The following is a 21,659-nucleotide window of genomic DNA, read 5'->3' on the forward strand; positions in this document are numbered from 1 at the left end:
TATTCTTGAATGTAATTTTACTGTATTAAGGATATATTCAATTAATTTCAAGACAACTTTTATTTAAATTAAAAATAAAAAACTCTTGAATCAGTTATATTAAAATTAGGTAATTAAATAAAATATTTAAATAAGCAAAATCCAGATTAAAAAAGATAAAATAAGCTCAGTTAGAGGCTCTCACTATGCAACTTACAACGGAACAAATCATTTATCCATCCAGTAACGGTAAACCAATGGCAGATGGTACAATTCAGTACCGATGGATTACTCAAATAAAGGGCGGCTGTGACGCAATCTTTAAAGATGACCCAAATGTATTTGTAGCCGGCGATTTATTTTGGTATCCGGTAGAGGGAAACGCCAACATCTGTCAAGCCCCTGATGTAATGGTGGTGTTTGGCAGAGGCAAAAGTGATCGCAAATCTTACAGACAGTGGCAAGAAGAGAATATTACACCCCAAGTCATCTTTGAAGTGCGCTCAGAAAGCGATAGCCAGACAAAGATGGATAAAAAGTTAGTGTTTTATAACCGCTATGGAGTGGAAGAATATTATTTGTATGATCCAGCAGATAAAGATTTGAGGGGATGGCGGCGCACGGACGGATTATTAGATGTCATTGATCCGATGATCGGCTGGGTTTCTCCTCGTTTGGGGGTGCGGTTTGAGTTGAATGATGAGGGGTTGGAACTTTACGCACCGAATGGGGAAAAGTTTGTTGATTATCTGGAGTTGTATCAGCAAAGAGAGCAGGAACGAGAGGAGAAAGAGTTGGCGCAACAACGAGCGGAACGATTAGCCGCGCAGTTAAGAGCAGCAGGAATTGAACCGGAGGAGTGAATTTTTAATTGCTGCAATATTTCAAGCGATTTGTATACCGGCATCTTTTGGAGAGGGAAGGGTGCCGGTTTTTACTTGAATGGGACTTTGTTACGTTATTTGAACAGAAGCGCAAGCATAGCGGTAGGGTAAGCGTCTAATTGGCTAAAAAATTGCGGGAAATACGGATTATTTGCCAACCTCCGAAGCGTTACCCTGAAAGCAAATCCCAGGTTATACGCTTTTTTTATGACACAACCAAATTTCTGGCAATCACTGACAAAAACAGCGACAGGGTTTGGAGAAACAATTAGTAACGCTGCCGCACACGCAACACAAGCGGCAACGGATACGGCAGCCAAAGCCGGCGAAGCTATTAGCAGTGCGGCATCAGGCACAGCAGCCAAAGCCGGCGAAGCCATTAGCAGTGCGGCATCAGGCACAGCTGCTAAAGCCGGCGAAGCCATTGGCAGTGCGGCATCAGGAGCATCGATAGCTGTAGCGAAAACCGCAGCTAAAGCCGGCGTAGCTATCAGCAGTGGCGCGTCAGGGGCAACCGTAGCGGCAACGGAAACCGCACTCAAGGCAAAAGGATTTTTCAGCAGTGCGGCATCAGGAGCAACTGCGGCGGCATCAGGCACAGCAGCCAAAGCCGGCGAAGCCATTGGCAGCGCGGTATCAGAGGCAAGTCAAGCCGTCGTTGGGAAATCTTTAGGAGTAAGCGGAGTCGTTGCCGGCGCTGCATCTGTAGCCGGCAAAGCAGTTGTAGGGAAAGCAACGGAAGTTGGCGGTGCAATCGCTTACACTGCATCCAAAGCCGGTCAAACTGTTGCTAAAAAAGCGACAAATGCAGCGGCACCTATTATGGATGCTACTGGAAAAACTATTCAAAATGCTAAAAACGTAACAACTGATTGGCTAATTCGCTTCATAGATAAAGTGGATGTTCCTAAAGCCGAAGCTGAAGTTAGAGGGCTACAGCAGCAGTATCCTAACGAAGAACCAAGAAAAATTGCTCATCGTTTGATGGTAGATAAAACAGTGCTTGCAGCCGGCTCAGGTTTGGCTAGCAACTTGGTGCCGGGAGCAGCACTGGCGATGGCAGGCGTTGATTTGGCGGCGATGACTGCTCTTTCAGCAGAATTGATTTATCAGATCGCTGCTGCTTATGGGCAGGATTTACAATCGAGTGCTCGCAAAGGGGAAGTTCTCACAATCTTTACTTTATCTGTGAGTGGAAGTTTAGCGCTTGAAGCCGGTTTGGGTTGGCTGGGAAATGTGCCGGTGGCTGGGGCAATGATTGGTGCAAGCACGAATGCAGCAATGATCTACTCACTTGGATATGGGGCTTGTCGTTTTTATGAAGCCAAGCAGCGAAATTCATTGATTTTGGAAGGTACTGTAATAGATTCTCTGGTTGAAAGTGAGAAATATTTAGAAGGTGCGATATCACAAGAAGTGATCATGGATCAAATTTTGATTCATGTTTTTTTAGCCGGCAATCCTGATAAAACAGGGGAACAACTGTTGCCAGAACTGCAAATTTTGAATCTCAGCCCTGCATCATTAGAAGCAATTACGGCTAATATCACATCTCCCCCCTCTTTAGAAACCTTGCTTGCTCAAATCAATAGTGATTTTGCCGTGCCACTGCTCGCTCAATGTCAAAAAATAGCTCAATTAGATGGAGTAGTAACCCCCGAAGAAACGCAAGTTATAGAAACTATTCTCAATAAGTTTGGTATTAATATTAATAGTGATGCTCAATAAAAAACCTGTAGATGATAGCACATTTTATATTTAAAGATTCTAGTTTTTTTGATGAAAGAGGCTATCAATGAAATTCGCCTTAGTTTACTGAAATCTAGAATCTTTCACAAAATACCCATTGATGAAAAAATCACTCATTTGAATCTCTGAGTTAACTTATTTAGTTACATTTTAAACTTTTTACCTCTACCTCTTATGACACAGCAAAACTTTTGGAAATCAATCACAAAAACAGCGACAGGGTTGGGAGAAACCATTAGTAACGCTGCCGCACAAGCAACGCAAGCAGCAACAGAGACAGCAGCCAAAGCAGGTGAAGCCATTAGCAGCAGCGCATCAGGGGCAACTGTAGCGGCAACGCAAACTGCAGCCAAAGCAAAAGAAGCGATTAGCACTGCGGCATCAGGGGCATCTCAAGCCGCAACAGACAAAGCAGCCAAAGCCGGTGAAGCTATTGGCAGAGCGGCATCAGGGGCAACTGTAGCAGCAACGCAAACTAGAGCCAAAGCCGGTGAAGCTATTGGCAGAGCGGCATCAGGGGCAACTGTAGCGGCAACGCAAACAGCAGCTAAGGCAAAAGAAGCGATTAGCACTGCGGCATCAGAGACAACTCAAGCCGTAGCAGAAATAGCAAATGGAGGCAGTAAGCCAACTAATCAAGTTTTAGACTTTTCCAAATTACCAGAAAGTGAGCGCGTCGCTTTTTATGGTGCGCTTTTTGCAATTGCCGCTGCTGACGGTTGTCTCGACAAAGAGGAGATGGAACTCATCTTTGGAATTATGGATTTAGAGGGAATGTCTGAGCCGGCAAAACGCAAAGTGCAATCCTATATTATTGAGCCGCCTGTATTATATGACTGCTTAAAAGCCCTATCAACTGCCGAGGAAAACCTTCATTTAAGCTTAATGGTTAACCTCATCGACACTGCTTGGGCTAATGATGAACTTGATCCTAATGAGGAAAAAGCAATCCAACTCGCACAGCAAGAGTTACGGATTACAAATGAACAAGTAAAAGCAATTGAAAAGTTTATCCAAGAAATGAAAAAAATCCGCGCTCGTGGTTTAGATGATAACCAAGCTGCGGATGCGATAAAAACTGCGGCAGCCGGCTTGTCTGCTGTCGGTATTCCCATTGCTGCCGTTTATCTTTGCGGATCAGTTATTGGATTAAGTGCAGCAGGAATTACCTCTGGATTAGCAGCATTAGGTGCATTTGTCGGTGTGGGGGGAATGGTTCCCGGCATTGGTGTTGCGGTTCTTTTGGGTACAGGTATATTCATGGGCGTATCGCATTTGCTCGATACAGGCGACAAGCAGAAAAAAGCACAATTCCAAGCCGAAAAAGAACGCAAAGCTCAACTGGTGATTAGAAACCTTCAAGAAACATTGAATGGAGTGATAGAAAAAATTGAAGAGTTACAAAAAGCCGCTGCTGATGCCGAGACTAACCGGGAAGCCATTCGCATTTTAACTGAAAAGATGCGTTATTTACAGCAGTTACTTGCCAAGCGCAAACAGGCAGGAGTTTAAGATGGTTTCAGAGCGGTTTGCTGCTGAATTAAATGCTGTGTTGCACACACAAAATCGCATCCTGCAACAGCTTAAAGCTGCAGTGTCAGATGTAGAAGTAAAACTCGCAGATGTTTCAAATCAAGCTCAACAAATCCAAGAGCTTGAGAAGCTCATGGCAGAATTAGAAGCATCGGTTGATTTGCTTGATGAAGATGATTTGAGCGATTTTAACCCTGATGAAATTCTGCGATTATATGATCACCGGCGTGCTGCTATTTCCCAAGATTTAATCAAAATTGGCTTCAAAGATTGGGATAGTTTTGTCAGACAATGCCAAATTTCCTCGCTTCAGTATGAATGCAATAAGGAAGCCGGTTTTCAAAATATTTCTTTAGCACCTTACGAAGCACTGCTAACAGAACAAGACTTTAAAAAACTGCGGGATGAATCTTATCAAGCTCAGTACGCTTGGGATAAGTGGGATTATATTTTTGTGGGTGCGAGTGGTATTTTAGCATCACTCACAGACTTTTTATTAGTCAAAATTCCGGCAACAATAAACACCGAAGAATACAGCGGACAAGTCGGAAGTCCGATCACTGCATGGGTTAAGCAATATGATATCAAAAAATCGGATGACTGGTTTGCTCAATGGGCAAGATCCCTTGAGAAAACCTGCAAAGTTCCCTACGATAATCAAAAACTTATCGGGGGAATGTATCCCAAATCGCACCGATTTCAATCATTAGGACACGATCCTGTTTTGGGATTTGTGTTTGGTGTACTTGACATCATGCGGGGAACGATCACCGGCTTTTCTTATGATAAACTCAGTAGCCTTCACAATTTCGAGATTAAAGGTGTGCCGGCAAGCCAAACTGTCGGATTAATTGAAGCAATTTTGCGGCAAATTGGGCATTTGATTTCTGATGTAGCGACTCCGATGGGATTGCCGGCTCCTTTTATGACGCTCATTCAAGGAATTAATGCCGGCAGCTTTGGAGAAAAAAATCGAACGGCTGGTGAAGTGGCTCGATGGATGTATTTAAATGGCTATGATTTTCGGCATTTCTTAGTATCTGGAATCACGCCGGCAGTGATTGAGATAGTTCTGAGAGCCTACATTATGCTAAGGCACTATTCTGAATACGGGGAGACTAAATTTACTTTAGCTTCTCACCCAAAATATAGATCAATGCTGTTAGCTGCTCATGGAATTGCTGCCTTGGGAAATACCGGCAAGATTGCACTAATGCAAGGGAATCCTCTAGCGATTAACTCTGCACAATGGATGGCTTTATTTCGTTACCTCATCCCCAGCATTAAATATTGGGTATTTGATCAACACCGGCTTGGGATAGAACAGATGGAACAAGTTGACGATGCCGGTTGGGATGAATTAATGGAAAATAGTGATAGATTGCTTGAAATGGTTGCTAAAATTGAAGGAACTAATATTTGTTTAGGAAGTGTACCAATTTTATCTTAGAATTAGCTTATAAAAAACATTAGTTTGTATTTTCTTGATAAAATGTACGTTATTTTTAATTTGAGGGGAAGGACTATTTACAAATTTATATACAGCTAAGGTAAGTTTATTTCCCATATAATTTTAGCCCAAGTGGGAGAAACCAGATTTTCCACCGGCACTGATCAAAATTCCTAAAAAAGCGCTTCAAAATCGAAGGTACTAATTATTTCCAGGAAGGCGAAGTTTAGGAAATCGGTAATAAGTATTTCCATCATCATCAACTTCTAAACTCGCGGAAAACACCTTAGCTTGGCGTTCTAAATATTGCCGACTTAGTTCAGCCTCAACTCTAGCACCGGCAGCCAACTGAATCAGAGATACTTCCCCATTTTGAGCTTCTAGCAAATGGTAAAAAGCATTCTCTAACCGCTGCTGCTGCTGACTAATCTTAACAGAATTGAAAATCCCAATACCTATCAACACACCCACACTGATAATAAACGCAAACTCAATAATTATCATAAACTAACATCCTATTAATAAATCTTTTGCAAAAATTTACCACACGCAATTAATCCCTCATCCCAACTCATAACCCATCTGTATTTATCTATGTTTATCTCTGGTTAAAAAATCTTTTCAATAAATCTAATTACGAGAAAAAACTATTAATTTACGATGCCTAATAGAATGACCGGCAGTGCAATAAAAAGAACAATAGAATAGAGCCGGCCAATCCCAAGCAGATATAGATGAAGCATTCGGAGCAATCAATTACGGATTAAACTCAAGATTGATTACCCGAATGCTTAGCCCCTATTAAGCTTGCGGTTGAACTAAATTTTCTCCGCCTTGGATAACCTTGGCAGATAGGATTTTGTCTCCCGCGCTCAATTTTTCCAGAACTTCCTTACCCTCAATAACATAGCCAAAGACAGCATAACGACCATCTAGCAAATTAAGACCGGCAGGCGTCAGTTCAGGTTCAAATAAGAAAAAGAAAAACTGAGAAGATCCACCATCCACTTCGGTTTCAGGACGCGCCATTGCCACCGCACCATAGGCAGAGAAGGGAAGCACCGGCTGATCACGATAGCGACCGGCTTGTTCCAAAGTAATGCCGTAGGTTGGTTCTTGATCGCCTCTGACAAGAATTTCTAGGGGAACATTGCGGTATTTTTTAGAAGTCGGGTCAATAAAACCCACTTCCGGGCCGGGTGGATCACCGGCTTGCAGCACATAGGATTCTTCCGAACGAATAAATTCCAACCCGTCGTAAAAACCGCGCTGAACGAGATCGACAAAATTGCCGGCGGTAACGGGTGCATTGTAGCCGTCTGCAACGAGCGTAATCTTGCCTTTGTCCGTCACCACTTCCACCGTGGCACGTCCCTTAAGTTGGGGCAAGTAGCTGTACTGTTCTGGCACCTCAAAGGGATATTCTCCCACCATTAACGCTTCAAGCTGGCCAACCAGATTGAGCATTTCAGTGCGCTTGATCCAAATTTGTTCCTTATCTTTGGCTTCGGTGGCCGCTCTCATAGTGGCCAAACCTTCTTTAAGCTGAGCGATTAAAGCTTCCGCTTCCGGTTGTTTCGCTTCTGCAACACTGGCAAGCAGATCTGATTGACGATTCACAATTCTTTCTGCTGTGCTAATGTCGCTCGTAACTCCACCCCAGCGCCGTTTTGCCCGCAGTTGGGTCGAGATATCTTCCAAAGAGGTCTGAAGTTTTCGCACCGGCTCATTTTCAATCGGCAAAGCATATCGCAACAGTGCTCTGCCATCGGTAATTGCATTTCCAGCCGGCAAGCCATAGTCACGGTTAGCAGCAGCGCTCAGTCCTAGAGATAGAGTGAGCAGCAGCGCGATCGTGCCGGTTTTTAGCCAGCGTTTGAATCCATCCATCATTACTTTGCTCAAGTGATGCATTAGTCTGAAGAAAAGCTTCTTCGAGCGGTTTGCAGAGTTAGGCGGCAAAAATGTTCTTGCCTTAACCATATTGCCACAGCGCTGCCGGCGGGGCGCGTTAATCCCCAACTGACTTTTGTCTGACTCGTCCCAGCCGCAGGTCAGCAAGGGGTCACGCTCGCGGTAAAATAAAATGCCGATTGTTCTGCCCGAGAAAGATTCATGATCTCCAGTAACGACTTTCGCCCCGGTGTCACGATTGTATTAGATGATAACGTTTGGCGGGTGGTGGAATTCCTGCACGTTAAGCCAGGAAAAGGTTCAGCTTTTGTTCGTACAAAACTTAGAAATGTCAAGAACGGGAACGTTATAGAGCGGACATTCCGAGCCGGCGAAACAGTTCCCCAGGCCAACCTAGAAAAAAGCACTATGCAGCATACCTATAAAGACGGCGACGAGTTTGTCTTTATGGATATGGCCACTTACGAAGAAGCGCATTTGAGTTCTGCTCAAATTGGCAACCGCGTCAAGTATCTCAAGGAAGGAATGGAAGTCAACGTCGTCCGGTGGGGCGAACAAGTTCTAGACGTGGAACTGCCGAATTCCGTCGTGCTGGAAATAACTGATACCGATCCGGGTGTCAAAGGAGATACCGCAACAGGCGGCACTAAACCTGCCATTGTGGAAACCGGCGCTCAAGTAATGGTTCCCTTATTTATTTCTGTGGGAGAGCGGATTCGGATTGATACCCGTGAGGATACCTACTTAGGCCGAGAGTAAAAAGTTTTGAGTTTTGATTTATTCACTGATAATTCAAAAGTCAAAATTCATAAGTTTTGACGGGGTCAAACCACTGTGCAATTAGATTTAAATCAACTCCGCGAGCTGCTAGCGGTTTTCGATCAGACTGACATCTCAGAGCTGACGTTAAAAAGTGGCGATTTTGAGCTGACGGTACGCAAGGGCATCCATCTGGTTGAGCGCGGCACGCCAACATTCGAGCCGCCAGCTGGGGGAGGTGCCCCTTGGGGAACCCCAGCATCCCCAGCCCCACCAGCATTGACTTCTGTGGCTCCCGGTACTGGATCAGAATCTGGGCCAAGTGGAACCAGCCAAGGAAATGCCGGGGCGAATCCTCCTGTGCCGGCTCCCATTGCTCCCCCTCCCAATGATAAAAAGTGGATTGATGTCATTTCCCCGATGGTAGGGACGTTTTACCGATCACCGGCCCCGACTGAAGCGCCTTTTGTCGAGGTGGGTGATCGGATTAAAGTTGGCCAGACGGTCTGCATTATTGAGGCAATGAAGCTGATGAACGAAATTGAAGCTGAGGTGTCTGGACAAGTAATGGAGATTGCCGGCCAGAATGGGGAGCCGGTGGAATATGGCCAAGTTTTGCTGCGGATTAACCCAGAGTAGCGGCAGCCAGAACCAGGGGAACGGGTGCGGGACACAATTCACCAAAATATTCGTTGACTTTTCAACGAAATTATGATAGGTAATTGTGAATCAAATACCCTTCCCCACAAGCATCTGGGCCGGCCTCGCAATTCAAGACTTAAAAGGCTTGAGCAAGGCATTGTTGCAAAACTTTAAAGCCAGTAAAAATCAGCCTTAAAAATTCTAGGTTAATTACTGTATTGGCATAGACAGGTTAACTGGTAAAATCTGGGGATCAGTCCTTTCAGGTTGATCCGATGAAATCAGCGCAGCCTGTCCCACAAGAAGTCGTCCAACAAGTTGCCGAATACTTCAGCATTTTGAGTGAGCCAATGCGGCTCAAAATTTTGAACTTACTCCGCGACGGCGAAAAGTGTGTGCAAGAGTTAGTCGAAGCCACCGAAACCAGTCAAGCCAACGTCTCGAAGCATCTCAAAGTGATGCTGCAAGCCGGAATACTCTGCCGGCGAACAGAAGGCACCTCAGCTTACTACCGAGTGGAAGACCAGCTGATTTTTGAGCTGTGTAACTTAGTGTGTGATCGCTTGGCGACGCGGATTGAGCAGCAAGCCCGCCACTTCCGCGCCTTTAGCCTGATCAGCAAAGAATGAGCGTAAGCCACCTAAGACCAAACTGAATGCGGTGAAGAATCTCGCTTCAGAGAATTTACCTTCACCGGCATCCAGCGGAGACTGTATTGCAAAAGACGCCGGCCCTGATTAAAGCGAATAATCCTTTCGGAAAATGTCGCGCGTGAGTGGCTGCGGAACCTCTAAACCTTCACCCCCTAAAAGTTCTAAAGGTTCGCCTTCCACAGAAATCCAGACTTTAGCGTTAGGTTCTAAACTGGTCGCCGTGTAGAGCACCTGAGCCAAGCGAGCGATCATCGAGGAACTACCGCCGCCGGTTTTAAAATCCCGCGATAGATCCAGGTAGACTCCACCGTTCTTAACCGCTAAACTCCGCATTTTTGTTCCCTGAGGGATGGCACTGCTGTTTGCGGTGTCTGTGGGTCCTGCTAACAAATTATTAAAAGCCACCTGCAAATTAGCATCAGCTTTGTCGGCCTTATTTTGGGCAATCGGCACCGGCACTAACTCTGTACTGGTGCCGGTGTCTCTAAGCCAAAAAATTTGCGCCGTTGGCTGTGCGGCTGGCTGCGTTGGCTGTGTTGCCGGCGTTGCCGGCGTTGGCTGCACTGGCAAGGTTGGCGTTTCTGTCGGCTCGACAGTAGGTATCGTTGTGGGAATTACCGTGGGAGTGACAATTGGAACCTCAGATGTTGTCTGCGAATTCCGGACTAACCAAGCGGTGCTACCACCAGCCACTAAAACCAGCGCCGCTAAGCCTGCCAAGACGCCGGTTGGGAGGCGACGACCTTGTTGTTGCTCGTTCATAACAGAAGGGACTCCTTGAGGATTTAACAGAATTCAGGGTGAGAATAAGCATTCAGCCGTAAAGCGCGATTTTAGATTTTAGATTTTAGATTCAATCCAAAATCTGGGCATCCGGGTATCGGAACATTGACTTGCTAACTGCTTTTGGTGTGAGGAGACCTTACTGACAACTACATGAAAAGCGGCAGTTTTCCAGAAACGGCCAGAAGTCCCAGACTGCTGTAACTGCTTTTCGCGCTCCTCTAGAAGACAATTCATCGCGGTTTGACTTGCACAAATGCCGCCATCTCTAATTGTTCCGAGGTTATTTTTAATTGTAAAAGCCGCGCGAGAATTCCGGATCTCTCTAAAGTTTGGAGATCCAGTTGCCGGCTGATTCCCTGAGATAAACCTTTAACTAAGCGAGCCGGTGCGGGTTCCCCATTTACCAGCACGGCCAAGTCAATTAATTGTAACTGCCGGCCTGAAATAATGCTTAGTCCTGATTCAACGGTAATCGCCAGTTGTTCTGAATAGCCCCTTTCCTGAATTTCCACTTGAAAACGCAGCCGGTTGTTGTCTAAAAATTCTACCCGTGGGTTGACAATGTCATAGCGTTGCAATTGCTCAGCTTCTTGACTCCCCAACACACGAATCCCCAGATTTCGCAGCCGGCTTGTGACATCTGGCCCTTGCAAGGCTTTATTGATATCTTCCTCGGTTAAAACCAAACGCACCCCACCCTGTGCCGGCTCCCGCAGCGCTGAGAAATCGCGCGTCCCACCCTTTCGCAAGCGCCCGATATCAACATTAATTGGATCGGTTTCTACTTCTAAATCGGCTATTCGGAAATCTTCAGTCAGCCACAAACCTCTACCGGCAACTCGTACCCGTCCTATTTTCCCCTCCACAATTTGATAGCTCGGAGCATTATCAACGCGCACTTGCAGTTGCTCAACTTTTTCAAATTGAGAGCGGATTGCCTTTTCGGCAGTGTTGTCAAGAATGAGGCCGGCTGGGGAAATAACAGAAAGCAAAAGTGACAGGAAGATGGCAAAAAATTCCATTTCAGTTATTAGGGATAAATTTTTAAACGCAAAGGTTACACGAAGTCAGCTATGACCTGCTTTTCCTCTGCGTTTAACATTTACGATTGTTTGGCTGCCTCAATCCACTGTTTTAAAGTTTCCACAACTTCACCAACAGGAATTTCTTGAGATTTGTGAGTCGCGCGTTCTACAACTTCTAGTTTCCCTTCTTTGAGAGAGCGTCCTGTAACGAGCCGGTAGGGAATTCCAATTAAGTCCGCGTCTTTAAATTTGACACCGGCACGCTCATCTCGGTCATCTAAAAGTGTTTCGATGCCGGCTTGATTTAACTCGTTGTAGAGTTTTTCTGCAACTTCTACTTGGTTTGCGTCTCCCACATTTGGGACGGTAATGATCGCATGATAAGGTGCAATGGCTACCGGCCAAATAATCCCATCTTTGTCATAAGATTGCTCAACGGCTGATTGAGCTAACCGAGAGACGCCAACCCCGTAGCAACCCATGACGAGAGGCACTTCTTCCCCTTGTTCATTCGTGTAGGTCGCTCCCATTGCTTTAGAATATTTGATGCCGAGTTGGAAGATGTGACCCACTTCAATTCCTCTGGCACTTTGCAGAGTTTGGCTGGGGTTGTGGCTAGCACGATCACCGGCTTTGGCTTTGCGGACATCAACAACTTTTTCTGGCAGTTGAAATTGTTCGCCCCAATTTGCACCAACGACGTGATAGCCTGATTCATTAGAGCCGGTGACGAAGTTTTTTAAATCAACCGCTGTTTGATCGACTAAGCGTAAAAATTTGGGCGCTACACTTTTATCAGATTTAATGTAGCTATCTTCCACATTAGGCGCGATATACCCTAAAGGTAGGGATTGAGCTGCCCATTTCTTTTGCGCGTCTGCATCGGGTACACTAAGGGCAAGAACGGTTTTAGAGCCGTATTTCTCTGCTTGCTTTGTCAGCTCATTCAGTAATTTGACTTCATTAACATCTTGATCGCCTCGGATGCTAACGATTACCAGCACAGTCATGCCGCTGTCATAGACGGCTTGATAAAGCACATTTTTGACAATTTGGGTAGCAGAACACTTGAGAAATTTGCCGAGTTTTTCGATGGTGTCCGTTCCGGGAGTTTCCCGTTTTTCATAACTTGTAAAGGGTGAAGTTTCTGCATCTGCCGGCAAGGAAATTGCTTTTTCCACATTGGCAGCATATTGACCATCTTCGGTGTAGAGAACTTCATCTTCACCGGCTTCTGCCAATACCATAAATTCTTGGGAACCCGACCCACCAATCGCCCCAGAATCTGCATCCACCGGACGAAATTTCAAACCGCACCGGCGCAGCATATTGCTGTAGGCACGATCCATATCTTGATAAGTTTTTTTCAGGCTTTCTTCATCGGTGTGGAAAGAGTAGCCATCTTTCATGATGAATTCCCGTCCGCGCATTAAGCCGAAGCGAGGGCGAATTTCATCGCGGAATTTGGTTTGAATTTGATAGAGGTGCAGAGGAAGTTGCCGATAAGAACGGATCATTTCCTTGGCAACGGTTGTGATCACTTCTTCGTGGGTTGGCCCCAATCCTAATTCTCGGTCTTGCCGGTCTGTGAGGGCAAACATGATGCCTTCAGCTTGGGTGTAGGTGTCCCAGCGACCGGATTCTCGCCAAAGATCAGCCGGCTGTAGTTGTGGCAGGAGACATTCTTGTGCGCCGGTGGCGTCCATTTCTTCGCGCACAATTTGGCTGACTTTACGCAGTACGCGCCACATCAAGGGCAAGTAAGCATAAATACCGCTGCCAATGCGACGGATATAGCCGGCGCGTAGCAATAGTTTATGGCTGGGAATTTCCGCTTCGGCTGGATCTTCCCGCAGTGTGACAAAGAGCATCTGTGACAGTCGCATCGCTTGTTCCCTTTCTAGACCGGACGATCATTATCTCAGATCAGTCTAGGACATCATTAGGGTTAGCTCCCAAGTCGCTGAATCAATTGGGTGGGGGTGAGAATTTGCAATGTGGCATTGATGTAGTCTTGCGGGTTGGGGGTGATGATTGCATCGAGATGATTGATAATGGCACTACTGTACTGAATCGCATCTTCAAAGTCTGTGAAGTTGGCAGTGAGTGCTATTGCAATCGCCGCTTCATCCACCGTTGCAATTCGGCAGATTGTGGCGAGCCTCCTTAAGAAATCAAGTGCCCTCTCTCGCCCTTGAGCTTTACGGATAAGGTAATAAAGATCGCTAAAGGTTGAGCCAGAAACATAGCCTTTTATTTGGTTCTGCTGAACCCGTGTCAAGACTTGGTTGCTTTGGTCAAAAAAAGGCTGTCGTTGCAGCGCCACATCCAGAATGATATTAGTGTCTAGGAGGACTTTCACAGTTGGTGTTTTTCTCGTAAAGCTTCCCATCGAACTTGATCTGGATCGAAATCGGGAGAAATTGGATTTGCTTGGGCTAGCCAATCACTAAAAATGTTGCTTTGCTCCGAATTTTTGGAAATTTCTGGCTTTTCGGCTAGGGGTTCGGATGTGAGATTAACCGGCTCAGTTACAGTTTTCACCTCTTGCAAGATGATAACTTCTACATCGCCCACAGGTAAGTCGATTGATTCGGTGAGGGTTAAGTGGCCGGCTGCGTCAATTTTTCCTTTAAGTTTATATGCTTGCATAGTCGAGTTTTAAGAAGTTGTTAGGTGATGATGGTTCAATTTATATGCTAAAGCTTTTGGAGAAGCTAATTTGAGGGCAACCACACTGAACAATAAAAACGCCGCTTCAGACTTGCACTTGCAGGAAATTACGACTTTCAACCGGCTTGAATCACTCCTTTTCCCAACCTAAGTCGCTTCACTAAGCAGGTTGTCCCTTTCATCGGCATCTGAATAATTTATCTTTTTAGTTGCTCAGCCCGGTTATCCTGCAGAATCATTTTAGTGTTGCCGGCACGCTGTATTCACTCATGGTGATACGTTAAGCCTGACCTATTTATAGTTAGCTGGATATATATCTATTTGGAATTTAATAAAGATGCTGGCGCAAGTTCGCTGCTTTTCAAACATGAGCCGTGATCCCAAATGATTTTGAATGCAGAATCAACGACTACAGGGTTCTTCCTTTGGTTATAAATTTTCTGAGAGTTTTGATACAAATTTGACTGATTTTCCGGCAAAAATATCTCCCTCTTCAGCAAGATTCAATACTGATTAAATAGTTGTTAACTTTTATAAAGAAGACAAAACAAGTTTCCAAACAAATAAGGAAACTCAGCAATTATTAGTTTTTGGAGAATTAGATGACATCTGGTACTAGCGGTGCTTACGATAAAGGTAAAGAAGCTTTTGGCAGCTTAGATGTAGACACTCAGCTGGCTGTGCTGTGGTTTGTTTACGAAAAAATGGGTACATCAGTCACACCGGCAGCTCCTGGCGCATCGGGTTCTGAAATCGCCCAAGGGTTGTTCAATCAAGTTAAAGACTTGTCCCATGAAGAACAGCTACAAGTTCAGCGGGATATTGCCGGCAAGAAAAGCACAGAAATCAGCCGGATGTATGGTTCCATGAGTCCTGAAACCAAGCTAGCTTTCTGGTATTTTCTCGCCCAAGGTATGGACAGCGGAACCATCATTCCCATGCCTCCAGACTATCAGCTTTCTCCAGAAGGGCAAAACCTCTTAGGGCAAATCGAGTCTATGGACTTTCAACAGCAGATCGATTTCCTGCGCGGTGGCGTATTGCCAATGGGTGCCGAAGCGGCCTCAGGTGCTAGCATTTAGGAACTATTCGTAAATCTTGGCTGAACTCGTCTCATATTCCCCCGCTATATTAGCGATTAGCGGGGGTTTTGTTGCGATTACTGATAGCTGAAATCAACAGATTTTTGACCCACCACTTCTGGCGCATTAACCAAAATTTGCAACGATTGGCATTTAACCGTTAGCAGAGGTTTATCTAAATTTAAACGTGCAAAAGGACTCTCTGTTGGGATATCCAATTTCCCATTAACTAGCTCTAAAGGAGAATTAAACTCACCTTTAAACAGCAGCACATCAGAATTTAAGGCACTGAGAACCGGCCCACTTAAAGGCAGAGGGAAACCTGTAGAGAACGGTAGTACCATATTTGTGGTGCTGAATCGGCACAATTTTCGGTTGCCTTGACGGACAGCAACCTGAGATGAATCTTCGCGTTTATCCCAAGTAAACTCAGCTAATTCTTTCGGCAAACCCCAAATTTCTCGACCGCCGGCAACCGAATCAGGATTATCTACATAAATATGAGAAATCCAAGCTCCCCAGTTGCCGGCATAGCTAACCAAGCCGGCGACAACTATTAACTCGCTGTACTCCAGCGCTGAACCTGATTCGTAGCGGGAAGCATAAACCCCACCTAACGTTTTTCCAGGCAACACAGAAATAATTTCAAACTCTGGGGGAATGAATGGACGAGCTTGTTCAATATCAACTAACTGCCCAGTCTGGATAGCGTAACCTTGAAGTTTCCAAGGTGCTTTTGGATAAGCCATTTTTAGATTTTCCTCATTTAAAAAATCATGCTTTGCAAGAAGTCTGTTAAACCCTGCTTTTCTTGTAATACTATTTTACCTTAGCTCCACTAGAAATAGCTTTAAGCAGCTCTCAATTGGATATCAGCGAATAGCCAATATCTAAAAAAATCAAATTTAACAAAATTACGCAATTAGAAAAATAATTAAGGATTCTGAAAGTTAAAAACATTTTATGAGGTTTATATTCGGCTAAAATGCTCAGCGAGTCAAAATATCAACTTACTTATCATTGTTGTTTTGACGGATGGTAAGAAATTTGCTGAGCTTTATCTCTAGCCAATTTTTTGTAAAATGGTAAATTATTAACCAAGCACCTTATAGAAAAGCCATGTATCCCTGTCCATGTTGCGGCTACAGAACCCTGGGTGAAAAACCACCGGGGACATACTTGATTTGCCCGATTTGCTGTTGGAAAGATGCGGCAGACGAAATTTTCCTGCATTGGGCACAGCAAAACTTTCTCGCTTTCGGCGCTTGTGAGCAGGAATGGCTCGATTATGTTCGCGCTGCCACACCTACCGATCAGCGAGATCCTGATTGGCTAACGCTTGATGAGAAAGCTTGCGCCGCCGGCTCACTGTTGATCAAACAAATTACCAAAGCATTTGAGGGCGTCACTCGCGACGGCGGCGTTTCACTGCACGAAGCGCGAGAAATTGACCACCATGAAGGCGCAGAGGGACGCGCTGAAGCTCGTAAGAAAGACACAGACTGCCGGTGGCAAGATGTTCCAGATGAGTGGATTGAATATTTTTACGATGTCTTTCCTTTTTTTGATGCCAAAGGATTTCGATACTATCTTCCTGCTTATATGGTTTGGACGCTCAAGAATTACATAACCAGTGAATCAAATTCTGTTGATTTCACTATTTATACTTTGAGTGCTTATGAAAGAGTAGATGACCCTTACTATCGCTTTCGCTTACTCAATGCGGAGCAGTCAAAAGCTGTGTGTAACTTCCTAAAATTTATGGCGACTTATGGTGCTTATTGGGTCGATGCCGGTGCTGCTAGGAGAGCATTGAATCAATATTGGGACCAGGTAAACCCTGGGGAGTGTAAATAGGCTGTTTAGCTTGAACCCGTCCGGCTACTGTCGCCCCACTGCCACAAAGAATAATCACAATATTGACAGTTGCATCGACACTTAGCTTTTGTTCTTTAACCGCATTTCCTAGAATGGGCGCGATAGCAGCAACCGTTGTAAAAACAACTCCCCAAAAGGTTTTGCTGGCAAAGATACTCTTGGCTTTAGGGATAGATAGAGCAGGTTCGTTTGTAGAGGTGGATGTTTGCATAGTTTTGAATTGAATGAAAATAATTGGGCTGAAGTGTTTGAGGGTTGAGTAAAAATCAGCAGGGTTTTGCAATATCCTGCTGATTTTTAGCGAGTCTTAATTAGCACCCCATTGGGACAAAAATTTTGCTCAGAGCGTACCAGGTTTTAGAACCAACAATGCCATCAGCGATTAAATCGGCATCTTTCTGGAAACTGCGAACGGCAGCATCAGTCGTTGCGCCAAAGTCTCCGTCCAGCCGGCCTGTATAGTGGCCTGTAATTTGAAGCGTTTCTTGAAGTGTAATGACTGCTTGACCTTTGCTTCCCCGTTGCAAAATCGGCATATTAACGGGAGCGCCGGTGTAAAGCGCTTGCCAGGTTAAATTCCCGACAACGCCATCGGCTTTGAGGAAGACGCGGCGCTGAAAAGCTTTCACAATGTCTAAGGTTGTCTGTCCAAAGGTTCCGTCAATCGGAAGGTAGTAACCCCAGTGGTTGAGAAGCTTTTGCAGTTCTTTAACGGCATCGCCTTTTGATCCAAGTGTCAGTTGAGGCTTGTTCAGTTGAGCGGTAGCTTGGGAGGAAAGTTGCTTGTCAAACAGTTGCATAGTTGTTTGAGTGAGTTGAATCTCTACACTTCCTAGATTAGGGGGCAACACCCCTCATCACCATCGCCCAAGCAGTTCATCGCTTTGGAGGGTTTGACAATCGTTCAGTGAGTTCACCCGTAAGGATGAGGGCGTTTGATAAAATGCAACAGTATTAGACTGAATCGGGATACGGATTGGCGTGATGCCGGCTCCGATGCGGTCACTGTAAGAGAAATAAGGAATACTAGCTTCAGGAAAGAATGCGACAGATAGGGAGGTTAGGCAGAGGAACACGAAACTCAACACTGAAAAAAGGGGTTGGGTTGAGAATCCAAAGCTCCATCATGTTGCACAATTATTTTTTCAATGGGTATAAGACAAATAGCAGCAAACCGTGCTGAACTATTGCTTTAATTAGTAAAATTGCATAATAAAAAAAGGCTGACAATGTGCGCTTTAGCAGACATTATCAACCTTTAAAAATAAATTAGCTATCTGTTATTTCTTGAGAAGAAGGGAGCGGGTTTTGCTCACATATTGTAGATCTAAAACCCGCACCGGCTGACTACTTCGTTTCAGAGAACTCAGCATCAATCACATCATCTTCGCCACCGGCAGATTTCGGCTCATCGCCAGCACCGTCGGGAGTTGGGCCTTCAGGAGCCTCACCGCCACCGGCTTGCTGATAGATATTGCTACCGACTGCGTAGAGAGCTTGTTGCAGTTCGCCCGTGAGTGTCTTGATCCGGTCGAAATCTTCCTTGCTGATAGCCTCACGCAGGTCTTTAACCAATCCTTCAACCTTGGTCTTATCAGCAGCCTGTACCTTGTCGCCTAGATCCTTAAGCTGCTTTTCAGCTTGGTAAGCCAAAGAGTCGGCTTGGTTCTTCAGATCAATCTTTTCACGACGTTCCCGGTCAGTTTCGGCATTGCGTTCGGCTTCCTTCACCATCCGATCAACTTCATCGTTGGGAAGGGTAGAAGCGCCGGTGATGCTGATGGATTGTTCCTTGCCGGTGCCCTTATCCTTAGCCGTCACATTCAAGATACCGTTAGCATCAATGTCGAAGGTGACTTCAATTTGAGGCACACCACGAGGCGCAGAAGGAATGCCATCGAGGCGGAACTGTCCCAGACTCTTGTTGTCGTTGGACATTTCCCGTTCGCCTTGCAGAACGTGGATTTCGACGTTGGTTTGACCGTCTACAGCCGTCGAGAACACTTCCGACTTCTTGGTAGGAATTGTGGTGTTGCGAGGGATAATCTTGGTCATCACGCCGCCCAAGGTTTCCACACCCAGAGACAGGGGGGATACGTCGAGTAGCAAGATGTCTTTGACTTCGCCGGCAAGCACACCCGCTTGAATTGCTGCACCCACGGCAACCACTTCATCCGGGTTCACGCTTTGGTTGGGTTCCTTATTCAGAACGCGCTTCACCAATTCGTGAACAGCAGGAATCCGGGTAGAACCACCGACTAGCACCACTTCATCCAGGGCACTCTTGTCGATTTTGGCATCGCGCACTGCGTTTTCCACCGGCACGCGGCAGCGATCAATCAAATCGGCACACAGTTCTTCAAACTTAGCCCGTGTCAGGGTCATATCCAGGTGTTTTGGCCCTTCCTGGGTTGCCGTGATGAAAGGCAAGTTGATTTCAGCTTGAGTGACGCTAGAAAGTTCAATCTTGGCTTTTTCAGCCGCTTCCGTCAGACGTTGCAGGGCTTGCTTGTCTTTGCGGAGATCGATGCCTTCAGCCTTTTGGAATGAGCCGGCGAGGTAGTCTACGATCTTCTTGTCGAAGTCGTCGCCACCCAGGTGAGTGTCACCAGAGGTTGCCAACACTTCAAACACACCGTCGCCCACTTCCAAGATGGACACGTCGAACGTACCACCACCCAAGTCAAACACCAAGATGGTTTCGTTGCTCTTCTTGTCTAAACCATAGGCAAGAGAAGCGGCAGTCGGTTCGTTGATAATCCGCAGAACTTCCAAACCGGCAATCTTACCCGCGTCTTTCGTTGCTTGACGCTGGGAGTCGTTAAAGTAAGCCGGCACCGTGATTACCGCTTGGGTAACAGTTTCACCGAGGTACTTGCTGGCATCGTCTACCAGTTTCCGCAGAACTTGCGCCGAGATTTCTTCCGGGGCAAATTGTTTGCCGGCAGTCGGGCAGTCAATTTTGACGTTGCCGTTGCCATCCCGCAGGACTTTGTAAGAAACTTCGGTTGATTCGTGGGTGACTTCGTCAAAGCGACGCCCGATGAAGCGCTTGACGGAGTAAAAAGTATTTTCAGGGTTCATCACCGCTTGGCGCTTGGCAATTTGGCCAACCAAGCGATCGCCATTTTTTGCGAAGGCGACGACTGACGGTGTCGTGCGGAAACCTTCTGCATTCGCGATTACGGTGGGTTTGCCACCTTCCATAACGGCGACGCAAGAGTTAGTGGTTCCTAAATCAATTCCAACAACTTTTCCCATAGGGGTGCTTTCGCTCCAATGACTACAAAAACTTTGGCTTGTACCAGCCTGTTTATTTAGGGATACAAATGACTGCGAATTAAATCGCTTTTGGTTCAATCAGCAGTCAATCTGTGCTCAGTACACTTTAGAAAGTCACATATTTATATACTGAGCGTGGTGAGGCTTCTGATGAAGGGGGGGTTACCGTACCTGAGAGAGGGCGGTTTAACCCCACAGGACTTACGCTTTTCAATCGCGATTGGGATTGAGGGGGAGAAGGGGAGAAAAATCTTTATTTCCCCAACTGCTTGCGTAAGTCCTGGTTTGCCCGGTGGGCGCTTATGCGCTAAATGCCCACAAGTGCCGTAAATTAAGCGGCATTCCAGACATCTTCGGTGACTTCTGCATCTGCCGGCGCAACGACTTTGCTATTCTCAGGAGTCGCTGGGATGTCGCTATCAGCTTCTTGTGCAACTGCCGGGGCAATAGCTGGTTCAGTTTCAACCGCAGTCTCAGCGGGTGCGGGAGTGGCATCTGTTGCGTCAACAATGTTGACTTTAAACACCTTCGGACGTACAGATGACTCTTTTGGCAAAGTTAAGGTGAGAATGCCATCTTTGAGTTCAGCTTGCAGTTGATCATTAAGCACCGGCATCGGCAATTGAATCACGCGCTGGAAATTGCCATACCGGAATTCTGTGCGGTAGCGTCCTTGATTATCCGTTTGTTTGTGCTGATATTGACCGCTGAGCACTACAGCTTGCCGGCTGACTCGCACATCCAAATCTTTGGCTTCGACACCGGGAACTTCCGCACGTAAAATTAACGCGGTTTCTGTATTTTGCAATTCTATTGCCGGTGTCCAGCTAATACCCGATTGTGAGGAGTTAACGGCAGCACAATTCCTGGTTTGAGGAAGTCCGAACATACGCTCTAGTTGATTTTGCATGGTAGCAAGTTCGCGCCAAGGTTGCATATACATCCGTGTCATCATCGGGTTACCTCTGTTAATAAGATGTGCTTTTTTCCAGCCTGGTTGAATTAGGTTAGAAGGTGAAAGCTTAAATTTCAAAATGTTGCAGCCGTGCTGCTGGGTAACTTAGATAAAGGGACAGGCTTGTTTGAGGTTTTCACTTCACTGCTGTCCTCTACTGAATTCCATCTTACGGAAGCTAATGGGTTAAAGAATTGGTGCAAACCGTAAATTAATAGTTGTATTTGCCGCTCGAAGTCCCAAGCCCGTAAAATTGTACGTCTGAGGTTATACAAATCCTGCTGCTAGGTGGCAAGGTTGTGGGAATCTGCTTGCCTTGCCGGCACTTTTATTTCTTCAATAGCACCACTTGTCAATATAGGGTGCGGCAAACCGTAAATTATTAGTTGTATTTACCGTTCAAGTAGATTTTTTG

The 21,659-nt window shown here is 45.8% G+C and carries 21 protein-coding genes; 9 read left to right on the plus strand and 12 right to left on the minus strand.

Features of this window, described 5'->3' with window-relative positions; genetic code table 11:
• Positions 1 to 185: 185 nt before the first annotated feature.
• From H6F73_RS11810 to H6F73_RS11825, 4 genes are all read left to right on the plus strand, one after another.
• Entirely contained in the window at positions 186 to 842 is a 657-nt protein-coding gene (locus tag H6F73_RS11810; protein WP_190758947.1) for a Uma2 family endonuclease, read from the plus strand.
• 228 nt (positions 843 to 1,070) lie between these two features.
• Complete coding sequence (locus H6F73_RS11815; protein WP_190758948.1) at positions 1,071 to 2,591, plus strand: EcsC family protein; 1,521 nt, start codon at positions 1,071 to 1,073, stop codon at positions 2,589 to 2,591.
• Between the two features lie 195 nt (positions 2,592 to 2,786).
• The gene (locus tag H6F73_RS11820) at positions 2,787 to 4,124 is read left to right on the plus strand and encodes a hypothetical protein (RefSeq protein WP_199330501.1); all 1,338 of its coding nucleotides are present in this window, start codon (positions 2,787 to 2,789) and stop codon (positions 4,122 to 4,124) included.
• A 1-nt stretch (position 4,125) separates the two neighbouring features.
• On the plus strand, positions 4,126 to 5,595 hold the full coding sequence (locus tag H6F73_RS11825; protein WP_190758949.1) for a hypothetical protein: 1,470 nt from the start codon (positions 4,126 to 4,128) through the stop codon (positions 5,593 to 5,595).
• A gap of 201 nt (positions 5,596 to 5,796) precedes the next feature.
• Here the strand turns inward: H6F73_RS11825 and H6F73_RS11830 are convergent, their stop codons facing one another.
• Positions 5,797 to 6,099, minus strand: a complete 303-nt coding sequence (locus tag H6F73_RS11830; RefSeq protein WP_190758950.1) for a hypothetical protein — start codon at positions 6,097 to 6,099, stop codon at positions 5,797 to 5,799.
• 297 nt (positions 6,100 to 6,396) lie between these two features.
• The gene (locus tag H6F73_RS11835; protein ID WP_190759622.1) at positions 6,397 to 7,509 is read right to left on the minus strand and encodes a peptidylprolyl isomerase; all 1,113 of its coding nucleotides are present in this window, start codon (positions 7,507 to 7,509) and stop codon (positions 6,397 to 6,399) included.
• Between the two features lie 201 nt (positions 7,510 to 7,710).
• On the opposite strand from H6F73_RS11835, the gene efp reads away from it, so the two are divergent.
• From efp to H6F73_RS11850, 3 genes are all read left to right on the plus strand, one after another.
• Positions 7,711 to 8,268: an elongation factor P gene (gene efp, locus H6F73_RS11840; RefSeq protein ID WP_190758951.1), complete on the plus strand. Its 558-nt coding sequence runs from the start codon at positions 7,711 to 7,713 to the stop codon at positions 8,266 to 8,268.
• Between the two features lie 75 nt (positions 8,269 to 8,343).
• Positions 8,344 to 8,907 carry an acetyl-CoA carboxylase biotin carboxyl carrier protein gene (gene accB, locus H6F73_RS11845; protein WP_190758952.1) on the plus strand — a complete coding sequence of 188 codons (564 nt, stop codon included), beginning with the start codon at positions 8,344 to 8,346 and terminating at the stop codon, positions 8,905 to 8,907.
• Between the two features lie 278 nt (positions 8,908 to 9,185).
• Positions 9,186 to 9,539, plus strand: a complete 354-nt coding sequence (locus H6F73_RS11850) for a metalloregulator ArsR/SmtB family transcription factor (RefSeq protein WP_190667996.1) — start codon at positions 9,186 to 9,188, stop codon at positions 9,537 to 9,539.
• Between the two features lie 108 nt (positions 9,540 to 9,647).
• On the opposite strand, the gene H6F73_RS11855 is transcribed toward H6F73_RS11850, so the two are convergent.
• From H6F73_RS11855 to H6F73_RS11875, 5 genes are all read right to left on the minus strand, one after another.
• Positions 9,648 to 10,325: a GerMN domain-containing protein gene (locus tag H6F73_RS11855; RefSeq protein ID WP_190758953.1), complete on the minus strand. Its 678-nt coding sequence runs from the start codon at positions 10,323 to 10,325 to the stop codon at positions 9,648 to 9,650.
• Between the two features lie 254 nt (positions 10,326 to 10,579).
• On the minus strand, positions 10,580 to 11,371 hold the full coding sequence (locus tag H6F73_RS11860; RefSeq protein ID WP_190758954.1) for a DUF2993 domain-containing protein: 792 nt from the start codon (positions 11,369 to 11,371) through the stop codon (positions 10,580 to 10,582).
• 80 nt (positions 11,372 to 11,451) lie between these two features.
• A complete protein-coding gene (gene proS / locus H6F73_RS11865) occupies positions 11,452 to 13,260 on the minus strand; it encodes a proline--tRNA ligase (RefSeq protein ID WP_190758955.1) in 1,809 nt (602 codons plus the stop codon).
• A gap of 62 nt (positions 13,261 to 13,322) precedes the next feature.
• Positions 13,323 to 13,736 carry a PIN domain-containing protein gene (locus H6F73_RS11870; RefSeq protein WP_190758956.1) on the minus strand — a complete coding sequence of 138 codons (414 nt, stop codon included), beginning with the start codon at positions 13,734 to 13,736 and terminating at the stop codon, positions 13,323 to 13,325.
• A complete protein-coding gene (locus tag H6F73_RS11875) occupies positions 13,733 to 14,026 on the minus strand; it encodes a hypothetical protein (protein ID WP_190758957.1) in 294 nt (97 codons plus the stop codon). The genes H6F73_RS11870 and H6F73_RS11875 overlap by 4 nt, the downstream gene beginning before the upstream one ends.
• A 623-nt stretch (positions 14,027 to 14,649) precedes the next feature.
• Here H6F73_RS11875 and H6F73_RS11880 point away from each other — a divergent pair.
• Complete coding sequence (locus tag H6F73_RS11880; RefSeq protein ID WP_190758958.1) at positions 14,650 to 15,129, plus strand: orange carotenoid protein N-terminal domain-containing protein; 480 nt, start codon at positions 14,650 to 14,652, stop codon at positions 15,127 to 15,129.
• Between the two features lie 77 nt (positions 15,130 to 15,206).
• Here H6F73_RS11880 and H6F73_RS11885 read toward each other — a convergent pair whose 3' ends face one another.
• A complete protein-coding gene (locus H6F73_RS11885; RefSeq protein ID WP_190758959.1) occupies positions 15,207 to 15,878 on the minus strand; it encodes an acetoacetate decarboxylase family protein in 672 nt (223 codons plus the stop codon).
• 370 nt (positions 15,879 to 16,248) lie between these two features.
• Between H6F73_RS11885 and H6F73_RS11890 the strand changes: the two genes are divergently transcribed.
• Positions 16,249 to 16,986: a DUF6714 family protein gene (locus tag H6F73_RS11890; RefSeq protein ID WP_190758960.1), complete on the plus strand. Its 738-nt coding sequence runs from the start codon at positions 16,249 to 16,251 to the stop codon at positions 16,984 to 16,986.
• Here the strand turns inward: H6F73_RS11890 and H6F73_RS11895 are convergent.
• The 4 genes from H6F73_RS11895 to H6F73_RS11910 all read right to left on the minus strand — a co-directional run bounded on the left by H6F73_RS11895 (position 16,931) and on the right by H6F73_RS11910 (position 21,244).
• Entirely contained in the window at positions 16,931 to 17,290 is a 360-nt protein-coding gene (locus tag H6F73_RS11895) for a hypothetical protein (protein WP_199330503.1), read from the minus strand. The genes H6F73_RS11890 and H6F73_RS11895 overlap by 56 nt on opposite strands.
• A 28-nt stretch (positions 17,291 to 17,318) precedes the next feature.
• The gene (locus H6F73_RS11900; protein ID WP_190759624.1) at positions 17,319 to 17,807 is read right to left on the minus strand and encodes a peptidoglycan-binding protein; all 489 of its coding nucleotides are present in this window, start codon (positions 17,805 to 17,807) and stop codon (positions 17,319 to 17,321) included.
• 547 nt (positions 17,808 to 18,354) lie between these two features.
• Positions 18,355 to 20,268: a molecular chaperone DnaK gene (dnaK, locus tag H6F73_RS11905; protein ID WP_190758961.1), complete on the minus strand. Its 1,914-nt coding sequence runs from the start codon at positions 20,266 to 20,268 to the stop codon at positions 18,355 to 18,357.
• A gap of 352 nt (positions 20,269 to 20,620) precedes the next feature.
• Positions 20,621 to 21,244: an Hsp20/alpha crystallin family protein gene (locus H6F73_RS11910; protein WP_199330504.1), complete on the minus strand. Its 624-nt coding sequence runs from the start codon at positions 21,242 to 21,244 to the stop codon at positions 20,621 to 20,623.
• Between the last annotated feature and the right edge of the window lie 415 nt (positions 21,245 to 21,659).

It is taken from the genome of Microcoleus sp. FACHB-68 (assembly GCF_014695715.1).
GTDB lineage: Bacteria > Cyanobacteriota > Cyanobacteriia > Cyanobacteriales > Oscillatoriaceae > FACHB-68.